The following is a 24,373-nucleotide window of genomic DNA, read 5'->3' as shown; positions in this document are numbered from 1 at the left end:
ATCATATGAAAGCCGTACCTAAAGTAAATACAGACGGACTCTATTTAGAGGACGAGTTGGTGGACGATGCCTTTTCGGGTGTCGTCCCTTTTTATGCCGATCCTGAGCCTGTGGTATTCAATCCCGAAGCGCCTGAACAGCCTGCGGGGCCTGAAATCCCGGATGACGAGGAAGAAGTAGAGAGGGAGATTGCAGGGTATATCGTAGGCGTGCCAGTTCCTGCTGGATTGTATCTGCCGAAGTTCGATCTGAAGGGATGGGAAGCACATCTCGAAGAGGAAGTGACAGCACGAACTGAGTATCAATCTCTTTATGATGCGTGGCTTCAATTGCCGGAGGAAGAAAAGGAAGAAGCGCCTCAATATGTTGGTCCCGAGTTGTCTGACTTGTGGGTTGAGGGATTAAGCCAGGAAGAGATTGACGAATTGACCAAGCCACAGCCTACCGAGCCAACCGAGCTGGATCGTCTTGGCGAACAGCTTGTACAGCGAGAGCTGGAAGCCCTCGAATTAAAGCAGCAGAATGAAATCTTGGGCCAACAGATTGTGATGAGGGAGTTGGAAGGCGCTGACCTAAAGGCACAAAATGAAGCGTTAGGCGGCCAAATTGTTGGTCTGGAATTACGAGTATTAACTGTGGAAACACAATCGAAAGGAGACGAGGCAAATGTTTAATTCTGACTTTGAAAGACTCCAATACTACTACGAAAAGAAATGGGCCAAGGAACCGCAGCTAAGACAGTATGTATCTTTTGGCGTAATTACTCCTGATGAATTCGAACAGATTACAGAGCAACAATACGAAGCGTAAGGCAGAGGGAGGCGGCGGTCTTGTTCGGTGGAGGATTTAACGAAATTGCTTTTAACACTGGCGGTGGAGAAAACATCATTGATATGTCGGCTCACCTTTCTGGTGGTGCTCAGATGTATACCAAACGAGATGCAGATGAATATGAGCTGGAATATGCCATGGAAATGAGCCTTTCATCGGATATGTCTGGGGAATCCCAGTTACAAGCTGATTTCGTTCGGGAAATTGTATTAGAAGCTGTTCCTATGTCAGGCGAAGCACGAATTAGTGGGGAATATGTACGTGAAATAAACATGCGCTCAGAATTGTCTGGTGAAGCAAGATTGATTGCCGCAGCTTCCAGATATCATGTGGATTATATCGAATTTGAAGACGTGTTCAATCCCGGTGATCAGATCATTATTGATACAGACAAATTTAAAATCTTACGCAACGGTCAGAACGTTTCTCATCTATATAACGGAGACTTCTTTTATTTAAATCTTGGCGAAAATAACCTGACCTGGACTGATCCTGAAACGGGTAGAACAGTTCTAATGCGAATTACACATCGTGATAAATTCCTTTATTAGATATTGAGGTGGAAAATGCCTAACCCAACTATGCAAGTCTTCGACAAAAATCTTCGGCGTGTAGGTACGCTGATAGACAGTCATGAAATTCAACGAAGAAGACGTATTAACAGTGACTACGAGGTAACATTTATGGTCCCAATGACCTCAGATGATTACCGCGAAAAAATAGCGATCAAAGGCCACGTTCAAGATGAGCGTGGTCAATTTTATGTTATCCAATCTAGAAGCCGATCCCGTGAAGGTCGTAAGCTCATGGCATCAATCTATTGCAACCACATTATGTTCAAACTGAATGATTTCAAGTTTCCGTATACTTCATACATCGACGAAGCTTATGGAGTACATCTCAATGAACTGACGGAGTTAATTACAAAAGCTACGGGCGGGAGATTTACATTCGTTATCCACGATACGTTTGATCTACATGACGTTAAAGATTTTGGGCGGGGAACATGTCTTGAAGCTCTGAATAAGATCGTCGATATGTATGAATGCGAGGTAGAACCCGACAATTTTGTGATTAACCTCAAAAAGAGAATTGGATCAGACCACGGCTTACAGTACCGGCTTAAAAAGAATATCGTATCCAGTTCCTTCAAGGACAAAGGCGAATCTCTTGTTACTAGGATGCACTCTCAAATGAAGGATGGTCGGACATTCATCGGTATGGATGCGTCTTTGCTGACGGATCTGGAAAGAAGCTTATTGTCGAGCATACCAGGAACAATTGTGAATGGTAAACTCGCGGTCAACTATCTTATATCTCCTTTTGCTCAGTATTGGGCGAGTGACTCTGTTCCGTTTTACGATGGAGAGATCATCGAGCAGGATATTGAAGAAGCAGAGGACTTACTGAAGGCTACACGTAAGGCGCTGCTTGAGCAAGAAGTCGTTTCTATGGAAGCGACCATATCCACGGCAGACTTATTCAAAATCGATCACACTGAACCTAAACCTCATTTAGGTGATGATGTCATGTGTATCGACCCGGACATGGGCATGAACCGATTGAAAGCTCGTATCACCGAACTCACTGAGTATCCATATAGTATGGACAAGCATGCTGAACCAACGATCTCCAATCTTAATTTGAGAGATTACGATGATATTATCAGTGACCTGGAGCGAAATAAGAATATTACCAACAACCTGTTTTCAAACGGGAAGATCCGGACGGATGTCTTTGAATCATTTGCCAAGCAAGCGGTCATTGACATCAACAACAGCAAGACTGAACTGATCTATCCACCAGAAGGTGGAATACTGGCTCAAGAAAAAACGAATCCACTGGAGCAAGTCAGGCTGACATCAAAAGGGGTTGGGATATCTACAGATGGTTGGCAGTCAATACGTGCTGCTATAACGGCACGAGGTGTTGTTGCTGAGCAAGTAATAGGCCAACTTGGTAACTTTGTCTCCATGTTGATCGGTAATGGTGAGGATATTGTCCAGATCAATACAAACGGTATTGCAGCGGGAGCATCATCGTTTAATAGTGCGCCTTTCAGACTAAACATGAAGGGCGATTTGATTGCGAATAGTTTAACAGCGAATTACGCAAACATTGAATATTCCAACTTTAAAAATGGAGCAATTGTAGGTTCATCCATTAATGTGGGGAACGGGATGTTTACCGTGACTTCCAGAGGGATCATGTCGGCTGTAGGAGCAAACTTCTCGGGATCAATAACCGCCTCTGCAATTTCAGGAACAAGTATAACTGGTGGAACGATTACGGGGTCATTAATACGTACGGCAGCAACAGGTCGTAGGGTAGAACTTGATAATAACGGATTCCGAACCTATGATTCCAACAATAACAACCGAATTCGAATTAACACTGATTCTGATAATGGTATAGCAGCTATGTCTTTCTTTGGATCAGGAGGAGCATTTGCTGGGGAGATCAATTCATATCAGAACTCAGGCCAGTTAACCATCTTCAGTAATGATCTTTGGCTCGGATCAAATAATACAGCGAATCCTATTCGGCTTCAGGGAGCTGTTACTTTTGGTGGAGCAACCTACCTACGGAGTGGTTCAGTATATGGGCTTAACATCACTGATATATCTGGCCTGCAATCTATGTTGAATTCTATTCAAACTCAATTGGAGACACTTCTATACAACTATAACAACCATAGACACAACGTTACCACAGCACATCATAATCATGGCAATTCTGCGAATCTACCAAACACTGGTGGGGGAACCTTCACAACCACAACCCCTTAATGCTATCATAATAGGAAAAATGAACCATTATGGAGGTTTTGTTATGAAAAAAGCAGCATACATTGCAGGTGGTATCGTAATAGGAATCGTCTTTTCGACAACAGCAGGTGCGTTTGCTGACGCAGTAAAGAGCGTGGTTGGGAAAAAGGTGACCGGTGAATATTCGGTTGTTGTAAATGGAAAAACACTATCGGACAAGGGAGCCGTGATTGATAGCAAGGCAAATGTACCAGCTCGGGCTTTGTCCGAAGCATTGGGGGCTGATGTTAAAGTGGAGGGAAGAACAATAACAATTACTTCTGAAGTAGAGAATTCAAATGTAGATAACTCTGGCGTTACGGCTGGCACGCCTACGTCGTCAACAAATAAATATATCGGAGGATCAAAGTCGAGTTTGTTGGAATTGAAAAATAATACAATAGACAAAATCCTTACTCCTACTAAAGCGGGGAGAGAGCAAGTAGCGAAAGGTTTGGAAGAAGCTAAGAAGACAGATGATCCTGCTATTATCGAACAAGCTGAGAAAAAGTTGTCCGAATATGACGCAGAAATCGCTAAATACGAAGCGGAATTAAAATTGATTGATGAAGCACTGCTGAAATCAAAGTAGCAGGTTTTCACATGTTCCGAAAAAGAAATTGGATTTTCCCAGGGATAATACTCACCGTCCTTTTATTCATAGCAGGGAACTTAGCTATAGATTTTTCAAATGGTCTCTCAAAAAATGTTTCCATGATACTCCAAAACCCATCAGATAAGATATTTTCAAATCTCTTTAGGCCCAGTGACAGGGAAGTAGGGGAAATGATTGCATCAGCTTTAACAATGAATGAAGATGAAATAAGAAAATTGGAGGAAGAAAACACGCTTCCTTTAATTGAGAATCACTTATTCGAGATGCATGACAATCCCCCGATAGTTACTTTTAAAACTACAGAGTACGAGATAATCGAAAAGCTATACTGGGATAATCGCACAAGAGGATCTGCCTTTGTATACACCGATCAGAAATTGTCGTTAGTAGATCGCTTTCCTGTATTAAAAAGGTCAATACTCAATCTGCATGTAAAGTGGTTGCTACCCAAAGACAAGCTGAATACAAATGGAAATATCAGAATACGGCAAGGCGGAAAAATTGTACAATTCCAAACACAATATCCACCGTCTTATAGCACAGAAGTTAGTGAAGATGGAATTGAATACGATGTTGAAGAATACAATGCATCATTTCCAGCCGATCCAAAACAAATTGATTTTACATTACCATTGGAGGTTATCGTTCAATATAGCGTAGAAAACGACTACGCAGTATATGAATTAGACTTCAAGAAATTCATTAATTAGCTTATTGATGAAGCATTACTTACTGCTAAATAGAATAAATCTCTGAGAGTCCGTTATATGTATGGGTGTAAACCTGGTCGTTGCCTGCTGACTATGCGTCTATCCTCGTCAATGGTTATGTGACAAATTCGGTATGAGTAAATCTCAACTTTCCGACTATGCGACGAACAGAACCATGATGTCTTATGGAACAGCCATGACCATTGCCGCGGCTAACGGCTGTCATATGGAGGAACTCTATGAACGTATCGAAGTCAGCAGCAAATGAGTGACATTATGTCACTCCGACCGGAGCAAAAGTACACTCATTCACGTACAACAACGCGGCAAAGTTAACTTTGCAAGTTAAATATAGCACGAATTTGTGTGAAATTTGGCGATAAAATTCCCTAGGTAATTCCAAGGTAATAATTCACAATAGGTCTACACACATGAGTTTAGGAGGTATCAGGCTATGGAGATTATTTTAGAAATTATTGTAAGCATTATTGTAGGAAGCATAATATTTTATCCAGCTAAAGTTTTGGTGCAGTGGTTACTTGGTTTTTTCGAATGCGGAAGCACAGTTCGTTCATGGATTACATTTGCTTTACTCTCAACCGCTTATCTTATTTTTATTACGCAGTCTGGAGAATGGGATGTAGTAATCAGAGGGTCTTTAGCAGTTATTCCAGTATTACTAATTTACCTAATGGTGGATTTGCAAAAAGGTAAACAGAGCAGCAAAGCGGTATCCTTCTTTCATCACATAGCTACGCGTATAGTAATATCAATCGTGGCCTTTTGGGTAGTTATAGTATTTTATCAACAACAGTTTGATCAGTATGACATAGACGACCATTTGTTTATAAAAAGTATGTTGATATACATAGTTTACGTTTGTGTGATCATGAGAAGAAGAATGAAAAAGATCAAACGCGCTCGAACAACTAGTGAGAGTTTAGAATCTTTGAAGCGGTAAAATATAACTATGGAGAGCCGAGGGGATATTTATGAAGAAATATATACTTTATTTTTTGATTCCTGTATCAATAGTTCTTTTTGGGTTATTCGTATATCCCACGCTGTACAAATACGACAAGCTTAACCAAAAGGAACCAGTAATGATTAATAGATTGACTGGTGAGACAAAGATACTTACCTCCGAAGGATGGGTAAAAAGCGGTCAGTACGAATCTGCTGCAAAAGAAATGCAAGCATACAAAGACGAAATTATGATACGGATCGACTCTCTCTCTGATGAAGTGCGTGACAAAGTTTTGGAGAGTATCAGTGACGACATTCAAGCGTTAAAAGATGAAGCTACTCAAGCTGCCGTTTCCCAAATAGAACAAGAGGAACTTCAGCAGGCTGAGATTAAGAAGTTCAAAAAAGGATCTACTATGGAAGAAGTTGAAGCAAGTATGGGGACCGCTGACCAGGTATCTTCCATAATCCCAGGAGAAGAGACGTGGTTTTATGAAGGGTCATTGGTCTATTTTAAAGACGGTGTAGTTTCTGGGTGGAGAAATCTAGCCGGAAACCTTAACCTTGAATAAGACAATAGCACCCTTTTGGGTGCTTTTTTCGTAGCGTCCCATCACGTACAACTAGCTCCATCTCGTCTAAGACTAAAAGTTTTACGATACCTATCCCATAACGCGACAAGTAATTGGAAGCATAGATGACCATGGCAAATAAAGCTCGAGCGCTCACTGCGATTATTATCGATCTCGAGCCAACCATCCTTCAGGAAGGCAGTCCATTTCTCCCGCTGATTCAGGCTGTAAGCAATCGCTTTTCCAACCAGACTCTTCGGCAGTGTTTGAGAGCGCTGTTGCTTGAGCCATACCGAATAAGCCTCTAGGATCGGAAGGCTTCGCTTCTTTCGCTCGGCATGTCGTTCTTCTGGCGAAGCATCCTTCAGCTCGAGCTCAATGGCGAAGAGAGCATTGCAGTAAGCCAGTCTTTGACTAGCTACCGAATCCTTGTTACTTCTCGTCGCTGGAGGGGCTGTTTTCAACGCTTCATCGTATTTACGCCGCGCATGTGCCCGAATGAAGCTGATACTGGCTTCACCGATATGAAGGATTAGAGAAGGAGTAGGAGAAACGCTGCCAGGTGGATCTACAGTGGCTTTGGATCTGGAGTAGCTGAGGATGATACACGCTTTATTTTGTACAGCCAATATTTCAATTGTTCGACAGAACAATGATTTGCGGAGCACCAAGCTTTCACGGTGAGGCCACTTGCCCGATAGGTTGCGATACGTGTGTGCCAATCTTGTCTGCGTTGTTCTTTGGCATTCATGAGTTACCCTCCGTATTCAGGTTAACCTCATGATCTAATAGCTAGGTTAGTAGTTGAAGGTGTGGAGAGTTGGACGCTTACGTATATGCGGACTCTTTTTATTTTAACTGGTATATAACTTGTAAATCCGTAGCTATTCCGTAACGAAGATAAAAGATAATAAATTCATAAAGCCTATTCCTTAATTGGAAGGGGCTTATTTTCGTATAGAGAGGAGGAAAGGTCTTGGCAAAGATGACACATACACTCCAAGTTGAACTGGATTTGAATAAACCGGTTGAAGAATTGACCCAGATAATCTCTGCGGTTCTTAGCTCGCATCCACTTAATCAAAAAGAAATCCTGACAGCTTTGGATTTGGAGATCGGGAATGCACTGGCAGCAATTGAGATTCAAGTACAAAAAGAAACTACTGAAACAAGTAAATAGCTCAGGATAATTTTCCTTAGCAGAAATGAGGAGAACACATTGGATAAATGGAAAGCATTCTTTGCTTCATTAGGGGCGGTGATAGTGCCTATGTTTGAATACTTATACGGTAGAGATGAGGCTGTAATTGGTTTTATGACGGCTGTTTTATTTTTTGTGGTTCTGGATTGGATGTCAGGGATTAGTGCAGCCAAGCAAGATAATTCATACGGGAGCCGTTATGGACTGGAAGGGATCTGGCGTACATTTTTTATACTGTTGCTCCCTGCTGGGGGTCATTTATTAGATGTGGTGTTTAAAATGCCTGGTCTTATCTTTGGAGCCTTATCACTTGGTACGCTTTATCACGTCATTCAAAGTATGGTAGCTAACTCCATTAGAGCAGGATGGGGGCAATGGATTCCGTTACCGGTCTTTAACTGGATTATCAATTGGGTTAAGTCGGAGTTGGATAAAAAGATGGAACGGGCCGAGTCTCGCAAAGGAGCTGATCAGCCGTGATCACCAAGGGAAATTTTTTATTGATGGAGCCATCCGAATTTAAAGTGTGGCTAGACAAGCAGAACATCACCAGAAAAATAGACAAGCTTCAGGTACACCATACAGCATCACCTAACTACTCTACACGTCAGATGGTCAACGGAATAGCTAAACAAGATGTATGGAAGTGTCTTGAAGGCATGAGGTCGTACCATTTATCACAGGGATGGTCCGGTACAGGGCAAAACATAACTGTTCTTGAAGATGGACGTATCGCTATCAGTTTAGATCGGGATCTCAATAAAACGCCTGCTGGAATCAAAGGGGCCAATACAGGTGCTTTGTGCATAGAGATCATAGGCAACTTTGATCAAGGCGGAGATACGATGAGTACTGCACAGAAACACTCTGTAATCCACCTATACGCCTGTCTCGCGCTTAAGCTAAACATACCTATCGATACATCACATATCGTGTATCACGCCTGGTATACGTCATCTGGAGCATGGTTAGGTGACTATGAACGAGGTGAGTCCAGCAAGACTTGTCCGGGAACTAATTTCTTTGGTGACGGGAATACACGAGCTGGTGCTGAGCGTGGGTTTATTCCCGCTATCAAAACAGAACTCAAGCGGATTAAGGAAGGGGATGTAGATCCAATGACATCAGAAGAAAAGAAACAAATGGAGGAACTGAAGGCTACTGTTGAATCTCAGGCCAAGTGGATCGCGGCTCAGAAGGCTAAGGAGAACATGAAATGTCCTAAATGGGCAGTACCAGCTTATGAGTTTTACAATCCTTACATCGCTGACAACAAAGGAAGTTATGACTTCTGGCGGCAATTAGTCATCAATTATCGCAAAGAAGTTGGTATTAAAGTCCAACCCCAATAATAAAAGTGAAATGTAATCGCCGTGGATACAGGAAGTCCAAAGTAACGAGCAGACAATGGAGTAAGTGAATCCTTTGTTACTGAATCGGTTAAGACTGAGTTTGATAAAGTTGTGCAGAGGTGACATAGGCATAAAGGCCCTTCTGACTCAAATTTTCAGAAGGGTTTTTCTTTTAAAATAAATACAAAAACCATACAAGAAACATACAAAAAAAAGCCGTTATTTCGCAAAAGAACCACTTCGCTTTAGGTGATAAGCTGTTAAATTAATAAGAGATAGTAAATATGGAGAGAAGGAGTGTGGTAGAGAATGGAACAATTTCTAAAAAAGTATTGATAAATATTCCATTTTGGTTCAATATTATCTAGTATGTTTTAGGTAATTAGAATCATAATTATGGAGGTTTTTGAAATGTTAAGAATTACTAGTTTTACATACTGCGAGGACTCCAAGCCTGAACAAAGTCCAACTGGACCAAGGTTAAGTATTTCAAACCCATTCGCCTCGTTACTTCCTGCATTTGTGCCTGGAAGCTTTTCCTTTAGCGTGTGTATTGGAATAGCTGGTATTGGCCCTGGAGAAGAGCACAAGTTACAATATATTTTCAGGTCTTCTGACAACTCAGTTGAACCGTTGATTAACACAGGCGAGGTCCAGTTTAATGTAAATCAGGAGCCGACTTTGCAGTCAGTACCTGTCGATCATCAAGGAGTAGTATTGAGTATGGATTTTAAAAATACTGTTTTTAGGAAGAATGGCGAATACATATCGGACATATACATGGATGGTATATTGGTTGCCAGTTACCCTATTATGGTTCATGGTCGTGAGACCGTATGACTCTCCAACCAGCTGAGAACAATAATCTAACTGTTTTTAGCAATCCAGTACCATCGGAGAAAGATATTAGCGATTCTTCAAACAAGACACTTCCTACAGTATTGGTTGTTTCGAGTCTTTTTTTAAGTGTAAGTGCTTTTAATGTAACCGGGAACTATTCCCCTCAAGGTAATATTGTAAAAACAGGGGTTGTTTCTTCTTCTGCCCAAATTAATGATTCCAGTGGTCGATCCAGGGCACTAAGATTCAACGATAGTTTGGTTAGTAGAAGGAAAGAGGGAACATTTGGAGAATTACTAAATATGGACTTATCCTTCGCTGGTACGTCCAGTCCTGTACAATCTAAAGAAAACCGTACAGGAACAAATCTTTTTTTTAACAACAGTGTTACGTTTGATTGTCAACCAGCATACAGCAATATTATTATTGACACATTAGGAAAAAGTAAAACGGAGGAATTGTCTATGGAAAATCATTTTTTTGATTTGTTAAGTGGACGTCTCTACAAAATCGGTTTTGTATTATTCGGTTTTATTTCAATGTCCTTTCTAATTCTTTCAATAACGAAGTTTATTCCGATGGAGATTGGTTTTTTTGGATTTATAATGACACTTTTTCCTGTAATTATTTTAGGTGGTGTGAAACTCCTATTTAGGAGGTTTGCAGCATGGAATTAAATGCAGAATATAGTAAAATATTATCTCAACTTCTTATGAAGGTTTTAACACCGATTATGGTGTTCATATTGATTATCTTCTTTGCAACAGGCCGCTATATATTTAATATTCCAACAATTAGTACAACTTTCAATGTTGATATTGCTTTGTGGATCTGGTTAATAACTTTTTTAGCATTCACTCCTCTTGCTGGTGCCATATTGTGGTTAGAGTCAATGAAAGCTATAAAAGGAGCGCCTAAGAAAAAAAGAAAAAGAAGTACTCCTGCTATACAAGAAACAAATCAGAACGATGTCTCAGTTTGAAATAATAAAAGACGCTTCGAATTACTGTGGCGTCTTTTATTACGTTTATTAGGAGAATTTATCATGAACTATACATACAAAGTACTATCCACAGATAAGGACTTCCTTACAGCAGCCTTAACCCAAGTACGTGTATCCGTCTGGCATACCCAATCGGATCGTCAACAACTAATTGACTATGGCGGATCAGTAGAAGGATATAGCGAGTCTTTCGTCAAGATTATGGGTGGCAGATACTTCCGACAGCATTATGTAATTCAGAGTACAAAAATAGAGCAGGAGGGATAACCTCACTGCTCTTTGTTTTATTTCGTATATTTTTAGATTATCAACTCAATAGAATTTACTTGAACAACTTACTTATAACCTTAAAAATATCGAATGTCGTCTTGTTGTACACTTTGTTATACGCTGCCCGTTTCGGATTACGTAACCATCCATATCCACGGGGCATTTTCAATCCGGCACGATGTACGATCTGTCGTTTAATACTGGTTCTAACGGCTATCCGTTTTTTAGGCTGTCTTCCGGAATCCAAACTTCATTCAACGCGCCGCCGATCTGTTATTTTAAATTAGCTACTGCGTATTTGGCTTCTTCCTTTGTGAACTTCTCACCGTAGTCAGATGTTAGTTGATCGTAAATGGCGGAATCAGACATACTCATTGATTCAGCGTAAGTTTGAGCTTTCTTTAAAGCTGCTTGTTTCCAATCAAACTCAATGTTATCAATGGCATATTGAGCAGCTTCCTTTGGAAAGTTTTCGCCATATTCAGATGTCAATTGATCGTAAACACCGGCTTTGGACATGTTCATAACTTCCGCATAAGTAATTGCTTTTTCTAGTGCAGCCTTGTGCTCTCTTGGTACGCTATTTGCTTCAGCTTCCTTTTTAGCCAATTCTGCTGCCGCAGCTTCATCTCTTGCTTTCTGTTCCTCAGCTGCTTTTTTGTCGGCTTCGGCTTTCTCTTTTTCAGCCGCCGTTTGTTCTGTAGATACGGTTTCTGCTTTAGGCTGTGCTGCTACTTCAGATGCTGTCGCATTAGGTTTGGCTTCCTTATCGCCCATATTACCAATTAATCCGATAACGACTATGATTCCAAGCCAAAACCACCACTTCTTAAAAATCGGTTTCTTTTCCAAGGTATTTCCTCCTATGTATTAGATAAAGTTAGTCTATCAGACCTAGGAAAATGTTTCTATAATAAATTAAAACAATTTACAAAACTGTCGAATTGCATTACTATAGACATAGGATCCGAAAGCATCGGTAAAAAGGCACTGCTGGCATAACGCTGGCAGTGCCTTTTTTGTTTACATATATTCTTATCAAGCAGCGTCTCTGGCTCTTATTTGTCTGAAGCTCAGCAGCAGCCATGCGACCAAGTAAACGTTTGACGATCCGGACCGCTTGATAGTATTTATAAGATTGAACTTTATAGTTATTATTATTCTCTATTTTTAATTGGCACGGACAAAGAGCAATGTTTTATTTCATCTAAAGGTACCCATTCAACACCATCCTGGTGTTTGACTTTCACTCTTTTTTTATCTGATGACATTTCAATCATTCCTATGTACTTCGAATTATCCTCAAAAACTAAACAAACTTCATACTGCTTGGCCTCAGCTAAAAGCAAATCCTTAATCATACTTTCCCTCCATTTCAATTATTTATTTACAGTATAGCATTTGGTTATATAGGTCAGGAGTAGAGATTAAATAAGATGCAGAATGACATCAGCAGCCCCTCAAACACTTGATATGAAGAAAGAGCAGGAGGCATGACCTCGCTGCTCCTTGCTTTTTAACCCACTTCTTTAATTAAATCTTCATTGTTGTTTCTCACATTGCCGACTTCCTTCGGCACCTCATATGCTCTCATCTCAGAAGCTTGATATGGCTTAAGCAAGCCAAGTAGCGACTGAATATCATTATCTCTTCCAAGCCATTCCGCTTCATCCTCAGGTCTTAGGATGACCGGCATACGATTGTGAATGTTTGCCATAAGACTGTTAGGCTCCGTCGTAATAATTGTGCAAGTGCTCAGCTTGTTTCCGTCCGAATCTGTCCAGGTATCATACAAACCAGCAAGCGAAAATATTCTATCATCCTTCATCAAGATACGCATAGGCTGCTTGGTATTTCCTTCTTTCTTCCACTCATAAAATCCGTTTGTAGGGATAATGCAACGTTTGGAACTGATCAGGCGTTTAAAGGCTGGCTTCTCTGCCAGTGTCTCGGCCCGGGCATTGATCATCTTATTGCCGATCTTGTCATCCTTTGCCCAGGAAGGCACAAGGCCCCATCGGAGCTCACCCAATCTATTTCCGTCTTTGCTGCCAATTATGGTTGGAATGAACTGCATGGGTGCTGCGTTGTAATTTGGTTTGTACTCAAAGCCATCAGCTATAGATGCATAGTACCTGTCCATTATCGCGTCTATGGGGTCAGTGATTGTAAATCTACCACACATACAAAGCACCTCCTGTATTGTCTTTACAATATATAATCACACGATAAATTGATCAAACACAGGGGTACGCAGCAAGCCTGATTTGGTCCAGTTGCGCATTTTAACTCTGGCCTGAATTCGAGGTTCAAGGTAAACGTTGTTCTTGTCCTCTCCAGTCACAAGCTGCTGGCATACACCACGGAATGCTTGCTTATGTTTTGGACTTGGGCCATGCTCGATGATCCCTACCGGGCGCATACTTCCAGTTGGATCAGGAACAGCAGCAAGCCACCCGAATTCGGACTTTTTGTATCCTGTAATGAATACATCAGCATATGACCAGTTGATGACCTTCTGCCACTCTTTGGACCTCCTGCTGACGTACTGGCTGTCCTTACGCTTGCCGACTACACCTTCCATACCCATGGCTTCAATTTGAGCGTATAATTCTTCTCCGGCTCCTTCTATGTGTGGAACCACTCCAAAGCTTGAAGAGGGAAGAGGTAGGCTGTGAAGGATCGCTTTGCGCTCCATGAGAGGTAGTTTACGCAAGTCCTTACCTTTGTACTGCAGGATATCAAATATGGCGAACGTTGCAGGTAGAGTCTTGGTGAGCTGTTGAACCTTTGAATGCTGACGTGTGCTGAAACGACTCATTACGGCCTCAAAATCGTTTAAACCGGTTGCTGGATCGGTGCAAGCGACCTCGCCATCCAGGATGATGTCAGAGTCAAAGGGTAGCAGCAATTCAGGATACTGCTGGGTGCAGTCGTTGTTGTGACGTGTAAATAACCGGACTGTGCCGGACTGTTGTGAATATATTAACCGATGTCCATCTACTTTCGGTTCAAAAATGAAATTCGAATGAGAGAAGGGACCGGTTGCTGTTTCTAATAACATTGGACTGATAAACATAAAAAACACCTCAACTCAATTATAGCGTTTTGCCATATAGAGTAGAGGTGGTAAGTTTTAGAGAAGCAGATCGTATTGTTCTTCTTTTTTGGTATTATTGAGCTATCGTTTCCCGTTAGTTGATTTATTTGGAGTCTCATGGCATAGGAGTTAGTAAATTCTTCAACGTGCTAATCATCCAAATATACACAATAACAGTTACAATCGCACCTGAAAGAATCCAATTATATAGTTTTCGAAATTTCATCAATTTCCCAATCAACTTATAGAAAATCATTAAGAGCATCGTTGTGACCATGATAAACCCAATTAGGAATATTATGAACATATTATCGCACGTCCTAACCTCATTTACTTCCTATACGTATTTATCTATACAAAGTTGCGCTAATCTGCCCGTTAGCTGAATATAATGAGTCGTCTGTCATAAGCTCCTTCTCTTTTCGCTCATGTGTAGTCATTTCAATTTCTCATCGATCAATTTTATAATGTTTTCATAATAAGATATTTCGTGAGGCACAAAATGATCTTTGCCTATCATTTTGTCTATTAAGATTTTACTCTCCTCAATCACTTCGATTCCTTCTATTCTAATATAATCTAATTCCCCTAACCACAGGTTACAGAAGGATTCAAATTCAGTTCTTACAATACCCGATACTTCTTCTTTTTGAGGGGTCACTTCATTAATAAAGTTATCAACAATATATAAATAAACGTTAGCAAGTTCCTTATCAATAAAGCCTGTTTTATTCACGTGATAATCGATCACTCCTAGTGATATTAGATCGTTAATAGAAACATCTATGCCAATCTCCTCTTTAATCTCCCTTACTCCATCCAACACAGTCTCGTGAGCCAATAAATGTCCAGCTGCAGTTATGTCATATAGACTCGGATAATCTTTTTTCATCGAACTACGAAGTTGGAGATAAATATATCTTTTATCTTCTTTACTAACAAACCAACAGTGGAATGCTTCATGCCAATGCCCTAACCTATGAACTTCTTCGCGAGTTGCAATACCAATCTGATTGCGGTTATCATCAAAAATCTTCAACATTTCATTTTCCATCATTGACAGGCCTCCTTTAATTACATCCCTACTCGTAACCACTCTAAAGGATCATTGCTTGCGAAATGCTTCTTGATAAATTCGAGAACTTCATCATTTCCTGGCAACCTAACTCTTTCGATCGCATCATTAAATGATAACCATTCGTATTTACTATGTTCATGATTTAAAATTACATTTTGATCCTCATCCACATATCCCACAAATACAGGCGCAATATAAATATAATTTTCTTCGGCTGAATAGAATTGATCAAACTTATTTGAAGTGAACAGGGTAACATTTGTAATACTCGTTTCTTCACGGATTTCTCTTAACGCAGCTTCCCAGGCCTTTTCCCCTTCTTCAATAGCACCGCCAATATAACACCAAATGCCTCTTAATACAGAAGTAGCCCGTTCTAATAACAAGACTTTGTAACCACAAGGTGTGTTTTTAAGTAATACTACTGCTACACCAATACATCTTAATGGAACTTCATAATGTACTCTGCTCATAGTTTACAACTCTTTCTAATTTAATTTTATGAAACTTGGTGTTAATAAAATTAGTCATAAACAAAGTTCGTCAAAGAATATAAACAAATGATAAACAACCCAATTCTTTAATTGAAGCTGGATCTATACTTCTCCCCAAAAAATCTCTGTTTCATAATCGAATGGAACAATACCATTTTGATTATTCCTATCAAATAGATTTCGCAGTTCCGTCATCATCGGATTGTAATTTGGATGCCCTGGTACAGGGCTGTAAGAAGATGATAGCAACCTGCCTCTCAAGCCCTCGAAATCAAACTCCTGATGCATTCTGAATCGCACTTCATGCATTGAACCCTCCTTGAAAAAAGAAAGAAGCATCGTCTGAGAAATATTTTTATGATTGACTTTTTCGTAGTCCGTTCCGTATGTATTTAGCAGTTGATCGTACTCTTCACGAAATGAAGTACCGTTTGTAAGACGGGAATTCCAGATTAGTATTACTCTCCCACCCGGCTGTAGAATTCTACGGAACTCAGTTTGTGCTGCTGAGCGATCAAACCAGTGAAACGCCTGTGCGCAGACAATAAACTCAACCGACTGATTAGGTAATCCAGTAGATTCTGCAGATCCTGGTATACTCTGAAAATTTGGATTGCTTTCTAACATTTGTTCTGCTGCTTCACGCATTGCCTGATTCGGCTCGACCGCGATCAGGTAGCTTCCGCGTTCCAGGAGTAGCTTCGAAATGATCCCAGTACCTGAACCGATATCTAATATTTTACTGTTCGAACGCAAACCGACGAAGTCGTACAAATAATCAATAGCCTCTTTCGGATAGCTCGGGCGGTACTTCAAATACGAATCGACCCGGTTCGAAAACTTTTCTTTACTGTTCATCTATCATCACTCTCCCATCTGATTTTAATCAAATGATACAGATGAATTCCATTTAAAAAAAGAGAAGTTTTTCAGATTTAATTTCCTATTTTTGTTCGATTTCATAAAAATTACTCACCGCACTATTATCTTATCCCGATTTATGAATTAAAACAGATTTACGCCCAACAAAATGAAATGAAACTAACCTGCCCGTTAGCTTAATGACCAACGTTGAATAAATGCAGAAAGTACCTAGTCGCTTGACTGGGTATTTTTTCTGTTGATAAAAGAACGTATGTTCGCATATAATAATCACGAGGTGATTAACATGTTAACGGACTATCAACGTAAGGTCCTGCGGATCTTATACAACTACAAAGGAGGGAGGCGGCGGTTTCCCACAATCCACGAATTGACGGTTAAAACAGGGAAGCATAAGCCAGACGTTACGGCTGCTCTGGACGCACTTATAACCGCGCAATACATACATTGGGAAGACAAGTCTGACACTACCCACATAGTGATACTGGAAGGCTGGGAACGTGAAGCGGAAAAGCCTAAGCTACCCAAGGCACCGCCATTGGTACAGCAGAATGATTTAAGTTACTGGACCCAATATTAAGGAGGCGTTTATTATGGCAAGCAAATTGACGGCGAACGGTGTATACGAGGGATCTCGTATCATTTTACCTGAACATCGTGAAGCATACCTGGCTCAAGAAGCGTTACAAAGGCGACGCGGGAAGCCAGCCTTGGACGAACAAGAAATGCAGCTCATTGAAGAAGCGATTCTGGAATCTTACAAAGAATGCCGCTCTGTTACGTTGACGGTATTTAACCCATTTGATGATGAAATCATGCGAGGCGTTGTGACATCGATCGATAAGCCAAACAGAAGAATCAAACTTGTACGCGGTGATGAGGATTACAGTTGGCCGAGGATAGAAGAGATAATTTCAGCATCAATATAAGATTTAGAATAATTAAAATCCGTCAGGAAAGCACCTGTCGGATTTTTTATTATCCATAAATCATCCCAAAAACAACTCTACAAACTACCTCCAATGCCTACTGTATGTATTAAAATCAGACTTGTATTCGACAATTAAGTAGATTATTAACAAGAATATGTGTTCTGTGTACGCTGTAAGATTTATCTATAATACAAAGTCAATTCATAGTTTAACGAAATAGAAATATGTAAAGTTTTACCTTTAGGACGTTCGACACATTGCGACACCATATGTCATAGGGAAAAGGTATTATTTACATATCTATTTTAGAACAAATTGTTCTAAATTTTCCGGGGGAGTGCGGTAACACCGCCTCATGCACGCTTTACTTTGTACTCATATAGATCTTCCCATTTACAACCCAATAACAGCACGGCAGTATACATATCTTCAGGCAGCATCACACGGGTATTGTTACAAAAATGGGATATCATTCGCTGGGATCGTCCAGATCGATTAGCATACTCGGTCTGAGTTAAACCCTTTGCGTTAATGAGTTCAAGAAGCCTACATCTCCCTCGAGAGATTTCCACTTATTGACCTCCAGTAGCCAGTATTCCCACGATTATAACACTGGAAAGCTCTGGGGGTAAACTGAAACTAAGGGGCGTTCACCATGCGATCACACCAAATTGATGTTCATCAGACGCTTACTCAAGAAGCAGCTAAAACCCTTGCGCAGGTTTTAGTTTCTGCGCAAGGGATAAAAACTCCTGTTCTAGTAAAAGTGGTCTCGCCGTCTTTAGATCACACAGTTTTGCTTGAATAAATCAGGGGACGGGCTGGGGACGAATTGGGGGCAGACTGTAGGTCTACCCATAGAAACCAGTCCAAATGAGAACAACACACGAACAGCTTGAAGCCTTGTTATTACTGTATTTTAGCCTGTCGTTCCATTTCAGACCAATCAAAACTCATGTCTTAAAATCCTGCGGTAGGTGACTACCGTACCGGTTCGATCCCGGTCCTCGGCATCTTAAAAAAGAAAGATCGCATGACGCTTGTTAACCAAGCTGCATGCGATCTTTTTTTATGTTCTTTAATATGAATGTCATGTCATGACCCACTACTTCACCATGCAGTTCATAAACACAAACGCTGCCTAATACATATCAGAAAGTGGATTCGACGGTCTTTTTATGAAGAGACGGGACAATGGTGTATACTATCCGTAGGCATATATTACCTTTACCTTGCTGAACGATATAGGTTCAACTACACATTTACACGATAACGGGGAGGACAGATGTTGTTCTGTCATCGGAGTGCCCGTGTAAATAAGTATATTTGAACTTATGTAAAGTCACAAAACCAATAAAACAATCTTATGGACGGAGGACTCAAGTTTATGTTGAAACAGCTTAAGCCATACAAGGTGTTACAGGAGCGCAGAATCGAAGAACTGAAATCAGATGCGTATCTGCTGGAACACCAGAAATCCGGAGCCAAAATTGTACTTTTGTCCAATCAGGACGACAACAAAGTATTCAGTATTGGTTTCCGCACACCTCCCGAAGATAATACAGGGGTAGCCCATATTCTCGAACACTCCGTGCTCTGTGGGTCCAAGAAATTTCCGGCCAAGGATTCTTTTGTTGAGTTGCTGAAAGGTTCATTGAATACATTCCTTAACGCCATGACGTATCCGGATAAGACGATCTATCCGATCGCGAGTCGTAATGATCATGACTTCCACAATCTGATGGATATATATCTGGATGCGGTATTGAATACAAATATTTATGAGAATGAAAAGATATTTTTGCAGGAAGGTTGGAATTACAATCTGACCTCTGCAGATGATGAGTTAACCTATAACGGAGTTGTATATAACGAGATGAAGGGTGCTTTTTCATCACCGGAACGAATGGTGCGCAGAGAAGTGCTGAACTCTCTTTTCCCGGATACAACATACTCCTCCGAGTCTGGCGGGTTCCCGGAAGCTATCCTGGATCTGACCTATCAGGGGCTGCTGGATTTCCACACGAGATACTATCATCCGTCCAACAGTTACATCTATCTGTACGGCGATATGGATATGGAAGAGAAGCTGCAATGGCTGGATGAGAACTATCTGAGTGCATATGATCGAATCGAGATTGATTCTGCAATTCAACTTCAGCCTGCTTTTGCAGAGCGGGTGGATACGGTCAAGACCTACTCTGCGGGAAGTACGGAATCGGAAGTGGACAACAGCTTCTTGACCTACAATGCGGTGATCGGCACAAGTCTGGATAAGGAACTGAACATTTCGTTTCAAATTTTGCTATATGCACTGCTGAACGCTCCAGGAGCGGTATTGAGGCAGGCGTTGCTGGATAAGGGCATTGCTAAGGATGTATACGGTTCGTATGATGACAGTCTGTATCAACCTGTGTTCACGGTTGGACTGAAGAAGAGCAACCTGGCGAGCAAAGAGGATTTCCTGGGAACGGTAAAAGAAGTGCTTGAGCGTGTGGTGAAAGAAGGTTTTGATCCTAAAGCGCTGCTTGCAGGCATTAACTCTTATGAGTTCAATCATAGAGAAGCAGACTATGGCAGAATGCCGAAGGGACTGATCTACGGATTCTCCTCTCTGCAAAGCTGGTTGTACGATGAAGATGCGCCTTTCACCCATTTGGAGGCGAATGACGTATTTGCTGAGCTGCGGACAAAAATGAACGAAGGTTACTTCGAGCAACTCATTGAGAAATATATATTGCAAAACACACATACTTCCTTTGTAGCCCTGACACCGGACAAAGGGTTGAATTCACGCAAAGACGAAGCGCTGAAAGCACGTCTGAAAACCATTCAGGCTGGTCTTAGCGAGGAAGAAGTTCAGACATTGATTCAGAAAACGGAAGCACTCGCCGAGTATCAGAATACACCTTCAACCAAGGAGCAGCAGCAGGTCATTCCGACGTTATCGATTGAAGATATTGAACCGAAGGCCTCTGCGTTGCATCAAACGGTAAACCAGGTGGATGGCACAACCATTCTGCATCATAACCTTTACACCAACGGAATTGGTTATCTGAGACTGCTGTTTGATATCAAAGAAGTACCACGTCATCTGTTGCCGTATGCAGGATTGCTGAAAAATGTATTGGGCTACGTGGACACTCAAAACTACTCGTTTAATGAATTGTCCAATGAGATCCATATCCATTCAGGCGGTATTCATAGCGGGATTGGATCTTATGCCAACGCGCATCAGCACAACGAGTTCAAGGCGACCTATGAATTCAATGCGAAAGTGTTGTATGACAAGCTTGGATTTGCCTTTGATATGATCAAAGAAATTGTGTTCACATCCCGATTTGATAATTCGAAGCGATTGTACGAGATCATCTCCCAAATGAAAGGCAATTTGCAACGTAATCTGATGAATAGCGGACATTCAGCAGGAATTGGCCGGTCTTCGTCCAAACATTCAGCGGTTGCGGATTTCAGAGAAGCGATGAGTGGCATTGCCTTTTACCAGTGGCTTGAGGATCTTCAGGAGAACTTTGATGCCAGAAAAGAAGAGTTATCTTCCAGCCTGCAAGAGTTGACAGGGTATATTTTCAGACCAGAGAACTTGCTTGTTAGTTATACGGCCGATGAACAGGGATATGAGGGACTGGAGCAACAGGTATCCGATCTGAAAGCGAAGCTGTTCACACATGAAGTTGCCAAGGAAGAGTTTACGTTCACACCTGCAACTCATAAGGAAGGATTCCGTTCCCCTTCAGAGGTGCAGTATGTCGTGCAAACGGGCAATTATATCGACAAAGGATATCAATACACGGGTTCACTGCGGGTTTTGCAGGGGATACTATCTTTGGATTACTTGTGGACCAATATCCGCGCCAAAGGCGGAGCCTATGGTTGCATGTCAGGCTTTAGACGCAATGGAGACAGTTACGTTGCATCGTATCGTGATCCTAATCTCGATAAAACGTACAAAGTATATGAAGAGATACCGCAATATTTGACCGATTTCCGGGCAGACGAGCGGGAGATGACACGTTATATCATTGGTGCGATTCAGGATCTCGATACGCCGAGAACACCTTATGGCGAAGGAGCATTCTCTCTGGAGTGTTATCTGTCCAATGTGACTGAAGCGGATCTGCAACAGGAACGTGACGAAGTGTTAAGCACGAAGGAAAGCGACATTATCGGTTTTGCTGAGCTCTTATCGGCCATTCTTGAACAGCAACAGCGCTGTGTGATCGGTAATGAGAACAAAATTGAGGAACAGAAGCAAATGTTTGACGAGACGCTTGATTTAATTAAAAATTAAACGTTGGTCTCACCGATCCACAGATCCCGATCCAACAGGCATCAAATTTGAAAGGCACTTGTATGAGCTGGTATGAACAGCTTATACAAGTGCCTTTTTTCTATAAAAAGGGCCGTTCCCATTCCATAAGAAAATGAAAGAAACGCGTTGTTATTCAGGTGACCGCTAGCATGTTGTATATTTTCAGCGTTCGCAGATCTTCCTTTGAGATTTTCAATTCATGATATAACTCCTGATTCTCAGGCAGCGGAGTTCTGGAGAATAGCATTTTGAGCGCGATAGGCATGAAAGGTCGGAAGGAGACACCTGCCATCAGTCCCCACTTTTTCTCGGATTCCTGAAAAGACGCCAAAATATTAATATATAGATTCTCCAGTGGCGTGGCCTGATTTTTCAAAATCAGTGTGGTCAATGTATCATAATGCTCGGTGTGGCCCCAATACATATTCTCGCACTCCTGATAGTTCTCGAAGTCCTTCACATTCATATACATCACGGTGCGATAACGGTTGGCATCCGACTGAGCCATCATGTCAATGACACAACGAATGAGACTGTTGTTACGCCCATCATAGAAATAAGAATAGAATCGGGTGGAGTTCTTGAAAAAGCTTGACGGGACTGCATTCATCAAGGGAGAAGCATGCCTTGGCTCTTGGTACAAGAGTTGCTCCACCTGAATATTGAGCGCATCTGCAATATGATGTAACGTGACCAGATCGAGTGTAATATCTCCACTCTCATATTTGGATAGTGTGCCCTTGCTCTTGAAGATCTGATCCGCAAGCTGTTGAATGGTTAGTCCCCGCCACTTCCGAAAGTTTCGAATTTTCTTGCCGACTTCCTGATTGATATTGTTCATAGCCGGTTCTCCTTATGCAATGTTTCTTGAGAGTACGTGAAAAAGATGAAAGTCATTCAGAAAAATGATGCTATATGAGAAATATATCACTTTTTCACGGAAATACCTATTTTGGAGAAACAATAATCTTGATTTGTTTCGTCTGAATAGATTTTCTTGCATTTGATGCAATCTCTACGTCATGAAATAATAGATGCAATACGACATGAACCGACAATGAAAAAGTAGAGCAGACAGAGGAGCAGAAGCTATGAAGTATAACTTTGATGAGATTATAGACCGCACAGGTACAAATGCCATGAATACGGATGGTTTCCGTCAATATATTTTTAACGCGACAGAAGATATGACATTTCCATTCAAGGACGAAGAATTCATTCGCATGTGGATTGCCGATATGGAGTTTGCCACACCTCCCGAGATTCTGGATGCAGTCAAACAGCGACTGGATCGTAGAATCATGGGTTACTCTCAGGTATTTGATCCGGCATACTATGAAGCTGTTTCGAATTGGATGAAGAGATACTATGACTGGTCCTTCCCGAAGGAGCATTTGGAGACCTCGAATGGGATCATCCCCGCTTTATATGAACTGGTGGAATATATCTGTCAATCGGATGAGAAAGTACTGATCGTGACCCCTTCTTATGGTTTCTTCAAGTCAGCTGCGGAGCATAATGAACTTGAACTGGTGTGTTCGGATATGATCAACGAGCAGGGACGTTACTCGATTGATTTCGAGGATTTTGAAGCCAAGGCGAAGGATGAGAAGGTAAGGGTATGTATTTTCTGTAACCCGCATAATCCATCTGGACGTGTCTGGACAACGGAGGAGCTGCAACGTGTGGGTGAAATCTGCCTGAGTAATAACGTATGGGTCATTTCGGATGAAATTCACTGTGATCTGCTGCGGACTGGCAAGAAACATACACCACTCGCGAAGCTGTTCCCGGATACGGATCGAATCATTACTTGCATGTCCCCGAGCAAAACATTTAACATGGCTGGTCTGATGTTCTCCAATGTCATCATTCCGAATAAGGCACTTCGAGCCACCTGGCAGGCACGCCATTATGGTTTCAAAAACCCGCTGAGCATCGCTGCCACTCAGGCAGCTTACGAAACAGGTGATGAATGGCTGACAGAATTAAAATGTTACCTGGATGCCAATTTTGCTTACGTAGAACAGTATGTGAAGCAACATCTGCCACTGGCCGTCTTTCATATTCCGGAAGCCACATATCTGGCCTGGATTGATATCTCGGCATATGCTCCCGAGCATGTAAGTCTACCTCTATTCTTCGCTGAGCAAGCGGGTGTGTTGCTCGAAGATGGTCATATGTTTGTGGCGAATGGAGAGGGTTGTATTCGGTTGAATCTGGCTTGTCCTCTTTCTATCCTTCAGGAAGGGTTACGGAGAATTAGCAGTGTGCTTGTGAAAGAAGCCGAAGAGGTACCCGTTCAAGTGTAAAGTCACCAATCCCCTGATGTGTGATTCTGGCCTGCTGTCCCCGGTTATGTTAAAATGGTGGATAGTCTATGAGTCGC

The 24,373-nt window shown here is 41.5% G+C and carries 30 protein-coding genes and 1 pseudogene; 20 read left to right on the top strand and 11 right to left on the bottom strand.

The features are described 5' to 3' along the window. The first annotated feature begins 5 nt into the window (after positions 1-5). The 9 genes from FS628_RS14840 (at position 6) to FS628_RS14805 (ending at position 6,502) form a co-directional block, all read left to right on the top strand. A complete protein-coding gene (locus tag FS628_RS14840; RefSeq protein ID WP_145323014.1) occupies positions 6-674 on the top strand; it encodes a hypothetical protein in 669 nt (222 codons plus the stop codon). Beyond that, positions 667-810 carry an XkdX family protein gene (locus FS628_RS14835; RefSeq protein ID WP_145323012.1) on the top strand — a complete coding sequence of 48 codons (144 nt, stop codon included), beginning with the start codon at positions 667-669 and terminating at the stop codon, positions 808-810. Before FS628_RS14840 ends, FS628_RS14835 begins: the two co-directional genes overlap by 8 nt. A 20-nt stretch (positions 811-830) precedes the next feature. Beyond that, positions 831-1,382 carry a phage distal tail protein gene (locus tag FS628_RS14830; RefSeq protein WP_145323010.1) on the top strand — a complete coding sequence of 184 codons (552 nt, stop codon included), beginning with the start codon at positions 831-833 and terminating at the stop codon, positions 1,380-1,382. 15 nt (positions 1,383-1,397) lie between these two features. Next, positions 1,398-3,620, top strand: a complete 2,223-nt coding sequence (locus tag FS628_RS14825) for a phage tail protein (RefSeq protein WP_145323008.1) — start codon at positions 1,398-1,400, stop codon at positions 3,618-3,620. 43 nt (positions 3,621-3,663) lie between these two features. Then, complete coding sequence (locus FS628_RS14820) at positions 3,664-4,230, top strand: copper amine oxidase (protein WP_145323005.1); 567 nt, start codon at positions 3,664-3,666, stop codon at positions 4,228-4,230. 11 nt (positions 4,231-4,241) lie between these two features. Beyond that, a complete protein-coding gene (locus FS628_RS14815; protein WP_145323003.1) occupies positions 4,242-4,964 on the top strand; it encodes a hypothetical protein in 723 nt (240 codons plus the stop codon). 133 nt (positions 4,965-5,097) lie between these two features. After that, positions 5,098-5,232, top strand: coding sequence for a hypothetical protein (locus FS628_RS32655; protein WP_260871038.1), 135 nt, complete (start codon positions 5,098-5,100; stop codon positions 5,230-5,232). 186 nt (positions 5,233-5,418) lie between these two features. Further along, the gene (locus FS628_RS14810) at positions 5,419-5,925 is read left to right on the top strand and encodes a hypothetical protein (protein WP_145323001.1); all 507 of its coding nucleotides are present in this window, start codon (positions 5,419-5,421) and stop codon (positions 5,923-5,925) included. Between the two features lie 31 nt (positions 5,926-5,956). After that, entirely contained in the window at positions 5,957-6,502 is a 546-nt protein-coding gene (locus FS628_RS14805) for a hypothetical protein (protein WP_145322999.1), read from the top strand. A gap of 146 nt (positions 6,503-6,648) precedes the next feature. Here the strand turns inward: FS628_RS14805 and FS628_RS33470 are convergent. After that, positions 6,649-6,996, bottom strand: a pseudogene (locus FS628_RS33470) (IS66 family transposase); the annotation flags it as partial. A 74-nt stretch (positions 6,997-7,070) separates the two neighbouring features. Continuing rightward, a complete protein-coding gene (gene tnpA, locus FS628_RS33465) occupies positions 7,071-7,253 on the bottom strand; it encodes an IS66 family insertion sequence element accessory protein TnpA (RefSeq protein ID WP_440131279.1) in 183 nt (60 codons plus the stop codon). A 234-nt stretch (positions 7,254-7,487) separates the two neighbouring features. On the opposite strand from tnpA, the gene FS628_RS14795 reads away from it, so the two are divergent. The 7 genes from FS628_RS14795 to FS628_RS14765 all read left to right on the top strand — a co-directional run bounded on the left by FS628_RS14795 (position 7,488) and on the right by FS628_RS14765 (position 11,165). Next, complete coding sequence (locus FS628_RS14795) at positions 7,488-7,682, top strand: hypothetical protein (protein ID WP_260871093.1); 195 nt, start codon at positions 7,488-7,490, stop codon at positions 7,680-7,682. Between the two features lie 39 nt (positions 7,683-7,721). Next, a complete protein-coding gene (locus tag FS628_RS14790) occupies positions 7,722-8,183 on the top strand; it encodes a phage holin family protein (RefSeq protein WP_145322996.1) in 462 nt (153 codons plus the stop codon). Then, positions 8,180-9,055, top strand: a complete 876-nt coding sequence (locus FS628_RS14785; protein ID WP_145322994.1) for a peptidoglycan recognition protein family protein — start codon at positions 8,180-8,182, stop codon at positions 9,053-9,055. Before FS628_RS14790 ends, FS628_RS14785 begins: the two co-directional genes overlap by 4 nt. A gap of 411 nt (positions 9,056-9,466) precedes the next feature. Continuing rightward, a complete protein-coding gene (locus FS628_RS14780; protein ID WP_145322992.1) occupies positions 9,467-9,895 on the top strand; it encodes a DUF6941 family protein in 429 nt (142 codons plus the stop codon). Further along, the gene (locus FS628_RS14775; RefSeq protein WP_145322990.1) at positions 9,892-10,572 is read left to right on the top strand and encodes a hypothetical protein; all 681 of its coding nucleotides are present in this window, start codon (positions 9,892-9,894) and stop codon (positions 10,570-10,572) included. Before FS628_RS14780 ends, FS628_RS14775 begins: the two co-directional genes overlap by 4 nt. Then, positions 10,563-10,877 carry a hypothetical protein gene (locus tag FS628_RS14770; RefSeq protein WP_145322988.1) on the top strand — a complete coding sequence of 105 codons (315 nt, stop codon included), beginning with the start codon at positions 10,563-10,565 and terminating at the stop codon, positions 10,875-10,877. Before FS628_RS14775 ends, FS628_RS14770 begins: the two co-directional genes overlap by 10 nt. A 63-nt stretch (positions 10,878-10,940) precedes the next feature. Next, complete coding sequence (locus tag FS628_RS14765; RefSeq protein WP_145322985.1) at positions 10,941-11,165, top strand: hypothetical protein; 225 nt, start codon at positions 10,941-10,943, stop codon at positions 11,163-11,165. A gap of 55 nt (positions 11,166-11,220) precedes the next feature. Here the strand turns inward: FS628_RS14765 and FS628_RS32010 are convergent, their stop codons facing one another. From FS628_RS32010 to FS628_RS14725, 8 genes are all read right to left on the bottom strand, one after another. Beyond that, positions 11,221-11,415: a hypothetical protein gene (locus tag FS628_RS32010; protein ID WP_222125238.1), complete on the bottom strand. Its 195-nt coding sequence runs from the start codon at positions 11,413-11,415 to the stop codon at positions 11,221-11,223. Positions 11,416-11,441: 26 nt separating this feature from the next. Continuing rightward, complete coding sequence (locus FS628_RS14755; protein WP_260871036.1) at positions 11,442-12,020, bottom strand: Ltp family lipoprotein; 579 nt, start codon at positions 12,018-12,020, stop codon at positions 11,442-11,444. A gap of 305 nt (positions 12,021-12,325) precedes the next feature. Further along, the gene (locus FS628_RS14750) at positions 12,326-12,529 is read right to left on the bottom strand and encodes a hypothetical protein (protein WP_145322983.1); all 204 of its coding nucleotides are present in this window, start codon (positions 12,527-12,529) and stop codon (positions 12,326-12,328) included. A 155-nt stretch (positions 12,530-12,684) separates the two neighbouring features. Further along, the gene (locus FS628_RS14745; protein WP_145322981.1) at positions 12,685-13,353 is read right to left on the bottom strand and encodes an SOS response-associated peptidase; all 669 of its coding nucleotides are present in this window, start codon (positions 13,351-13,353) and stop codon (positions 12,685-12,687) included. A gap of 36 nt (positions 13,354-13,389) precedes the next feature. Next, positions 13,390-14,247, bottom strand: coding sequence for an ATP-dependent DNA ligase (locus tag FS628_RS14740; protein ID WP_145322979.1), 858 nt, complete (start codon positions 14,245-14,247; stop codon positions 13,390-13,392). 457 nt (positions 14,248-14,704) lie between these two features. Continuing rightward, positions 14,705-15,325, bottom strand: coding sequence for an NUDIX hydrolase (locus FS628_RS14735; RefSeq protein WP_313958609.1), 621 nt, complete (start codon positions 15,323-15,325; stop codon positions 14,705-14,707). A 17-nt stretch (positions 15,326-15,342) separates the two neighbouring features. Beyond that, entirely contained in the window at positions 15,343-15,819 is a 477-nt protein-coding gene (locus tag FS628_RS14730) for an NUDIX hydrolase (RefSeq protein WP_145322977.1), read from the bottom strand. Positions 15,820-15,942: 123 nt separating this feature from the next. Continuing rightward, on the bottom strand, positions 15,943-16,698 hold the full coding sequence (locus FS628_RS14725; protein ID WP_145322975.1) for a class I SAM-dependent methyltransferase: 756 nt from the start codon (positions 16,696-16,698) through the stop codon (positions 15,943-15,945). Positions 16,699-17,315: 617 nt separating this feature from the next. Between FS628_RS14725 and FS628_RS14715 the strand changes: the two genes are divergently transcribed. The 3 genes from FS628_RS14715 to FS628_RS14710 all read left to right on the top strand — a co-directional run bounded on the left by FS628_RS14715 (position 17,316) and on the right by FS628_RS14710 (position 21,963). Next, positions 17,316-17,651: a YolD-like family protein gene (locus tag FS628_RS14715; protein ID WP_145322973.1), complete on the top strand. Its 336-nt coding sequence runs from the start codon at positions 17,316-17,318 to the stop codon at positions 17,649-17,651. A 658-nt stretch (positions 17,652-18,309) separates the two neighbouring features. Then, positions 18,310-18,462 carry a hypothetical protein gene (locus FS628_RS32005; RefSeq protein WP_177185759.1) on the top strand — a complete coding sequence of 51 codons (153 nt, stop codon included), beginning with the start codon at positions 18,310-18,312 and terminating at the stop codon, positions 18,460-18,462. Between the two features lie 579 nt (positions 18,463-19,041). Further along, positions 19,042-21,963: an insulinase family protein gene (locus tag FS628_RS14710; RefSeq protein WP_145322971.1), complete on the top strand. Its 2,922-nt coding sequence runs from the start codon at positions 19,042-19,044 to the stop codon at positions 21,961-21,963. A 154-nt stretch (positions 21,964-22,117) separates the two neighbouring features. Here the strand turns inward: FS628_RS14710 and FS628_RS14705 are convergent, their stop codons facing one another. After that, a complete protein-coding gene (locus FS628_RS14705) occupies positions 22,118-22,825 on the bottom strand; it encodes a helix-turn-helix domain-containing protein (RefSeq protein WP_145322969.1) in 708 nt (235 codons plus the stop codon). A 250-nt stretch (positions 22,826-23,075) separates the two neighbouring features. Here FS628_RS14705 and FS628_RS14700 point away from each other — a divergent pair, with 250 nt between their 5' ends. Continuing rightward, positions 23,076-24,296, top strand: a complete 1,221-nt coding sequence (locus tag FS628_RS14700; RefSeq protein ID WP_145322967.1) for a MalY/PatB family protein — start codon at positions 23,076-23,078, stop codon at positions 24,294-24,296. Positions 24,297-24,373: the final 77 nt, after the last annotated feature.

It is taken from the genome of Paenibacillus xylanexedens, assembly GCF_007676705.1.
Lineage (GTDB): Bacteria > Bacillota > Bacilli > Paenibacillales > Paenibacillaceae > Paenibacillus > Paenibacillus xylanexedens_C.
This window is presented reverse-complemented; position numbering and strand designations above follow the sequence as displayed.

Bases quoted from the DNA above. Each gene is read 5' to 3' on its own strand.
- FS628_RS14840 (WP_145323014.1), top strand. From the start codon at position 6: ATGAAAGCCGTACCTAAAGTAAATACAGACGGACTCTATTTAGAGGAC.
- FS628_RS14835 (WP_145323012.1), top strand. From the start codon at position 667: ATGTTTAATTCTGACTTTGAAAGACTCCAATACTACTACGAAAAGAAA.
- FS628_RS14825 (WP_145323008.1), top strand. From the start codon at position 1,398: ATGCCTAACCCAACTATGCAAGTCTTCGACAAAAATCTTCGGCGTGTA.
- FS628_RS14820 (WP_145323005.1), top strand. From the start codon at position 3,664: ATGAAAAAAGCAGCATACATTGCAGGTGGTATCGTAATAGGAATCGTC.
- FS628_RS14815 (WP_145323003.1), top strand. From the start codon at position 4,242: ATGTTCCGAAAAAGAAATTGGATTTTCCCAGGGATAATACTCACCGTC.
- FS628_RS32655 (WP_260871038.1), top strand. From the start codon at position 5,098: ATGAGTAAATCTCAACTTTCCGACTATGCGACGAACAGAACCATGATG.
- FS628_RS14810 (WP_145323001.1), top strand. From the start codon at position 5,419: ATGGAGATTATTTTAGAAATTATTGTAAGCATTATTGTAGGAAGCATA.
- FS628_RS14805 (WP_145322999.1), top strand. From the start codon at position 5,957: ATGAAGAAATATATACTTTATTTTTTGATTCCTGTATCAATAGTTCTT.
- tnpA (WP_440131279.1), bottom strand. From the start codon at position 7,253: ATGAATGCCAAAGAACAACGCAGACAAGATTGGCACACACGTATCGCA.
- FS628_RS14795 (WP_260871093.1), top strand. From the start codon at position 7,488: ATGACACATACACTCCAAGTTGAACTGGATTTGAATAAACCGGTTGAA.
- FS628_RS14780 (WP_145322992.1), top strand. From the start codon at position 9,467: ATGTTAAGAATTACTAGTTTTACATACTGCGAGGACTCCAAGCCTGAA.
- FS628_RS14775 (WP_145322990.1), top strand. From the start codon at position 9,892: ATGACTCTCCAACCAGCTGAGAACAATAATCTAACTGTTTTTAGCAAT.
- FS628_RS14770 (WP_145322988.1), top strand. From the start codon at position 10,563: ATGGAATTAAATGCAGAATATAGTAAAATATTATCTCAACTTCTTATG.
- FS628_RS14765 (WP_145322985.1), top strand. From the start codon at position 10,941: ATGAACTATACATACAAAGTACTATCCACAGATAAGGACTTCCTTACA.
- FS628_RS14750 (WP_145322983.1), bottom strand. From the start codon at position 12,529: ATGATTAAGGATTTGCTTTTAGCTGAGGCCAAGCAGTATGAAGTTTGT.
- FS628_RS14745 (WP_145322981.1), bottom strand. From the start codon at position 13,353: ATGTGTGGTAGATTTACAATCACTGACCCCATAGACGCGATAATGGAC.
- FS628_RS14740 (WP_145322979.1), bottom strand. From the start codon at position 14,247: ATGTTTATCAGTCCAATGTTATTAGAAACAGCAACCGGTCCCTTCTCT.
- FS628_RS14735 (WP_313958609.1), bottom strand. From the start codon at position 15,325: ATGATGGAAAATGAAATGTTGAAGATTTTTGATGATAACCGCAATCAG.
- FS628_RS14730 (WP_145322977.1), bottom strand. From the start codon at position 15,819: ATGAGCAGAGTACATTATGAAGTTCCATTAAGATGTATTGGTGTAGCA.
- FS628_RS14725 (WP_145322975.1), bottom strand. From the start codon at position 16,698: ATGAACAGTAAAGAAAAGTTTTCGAACCGGGTCGATTCGTATTTGAAG.
- FS628_RS14715 (WP_145322973.1), top strand. From the start codon at position 17,316: ATGGCAAGCAAATTGACGGCGAACGGTGTATACGAGGGATCTCGTATC.
- FS628_RS32005 (WP_177185759.1), top strand. From the start codon at position 18,310: ATGCGATCACACCAAATTGATGTTCATCAGACGCTTACTCAAGAAGCA.
- FS628_RS14710 (WP_145322971.1), top strand. From the start codon at position 19,042: ATGTTGAAACAGCTTAAGCCATACAAGGTGTTACAGGAGCGCAGAATC.
- FS628_RS14705 (WP_145322969.1), bottom strand. From the start codon at position 22,825: ATGAACAATATCAATCAGGAAGTCGGCAAGAAAATTCGAAACTTTCGG.
- FS628_RS14700 (WP_145322967.1), top strand. From the start codon at position 23,076: ATGAAGTATAACTTTGATGAGATTATAGACCGCACAGGTACAAATGCC.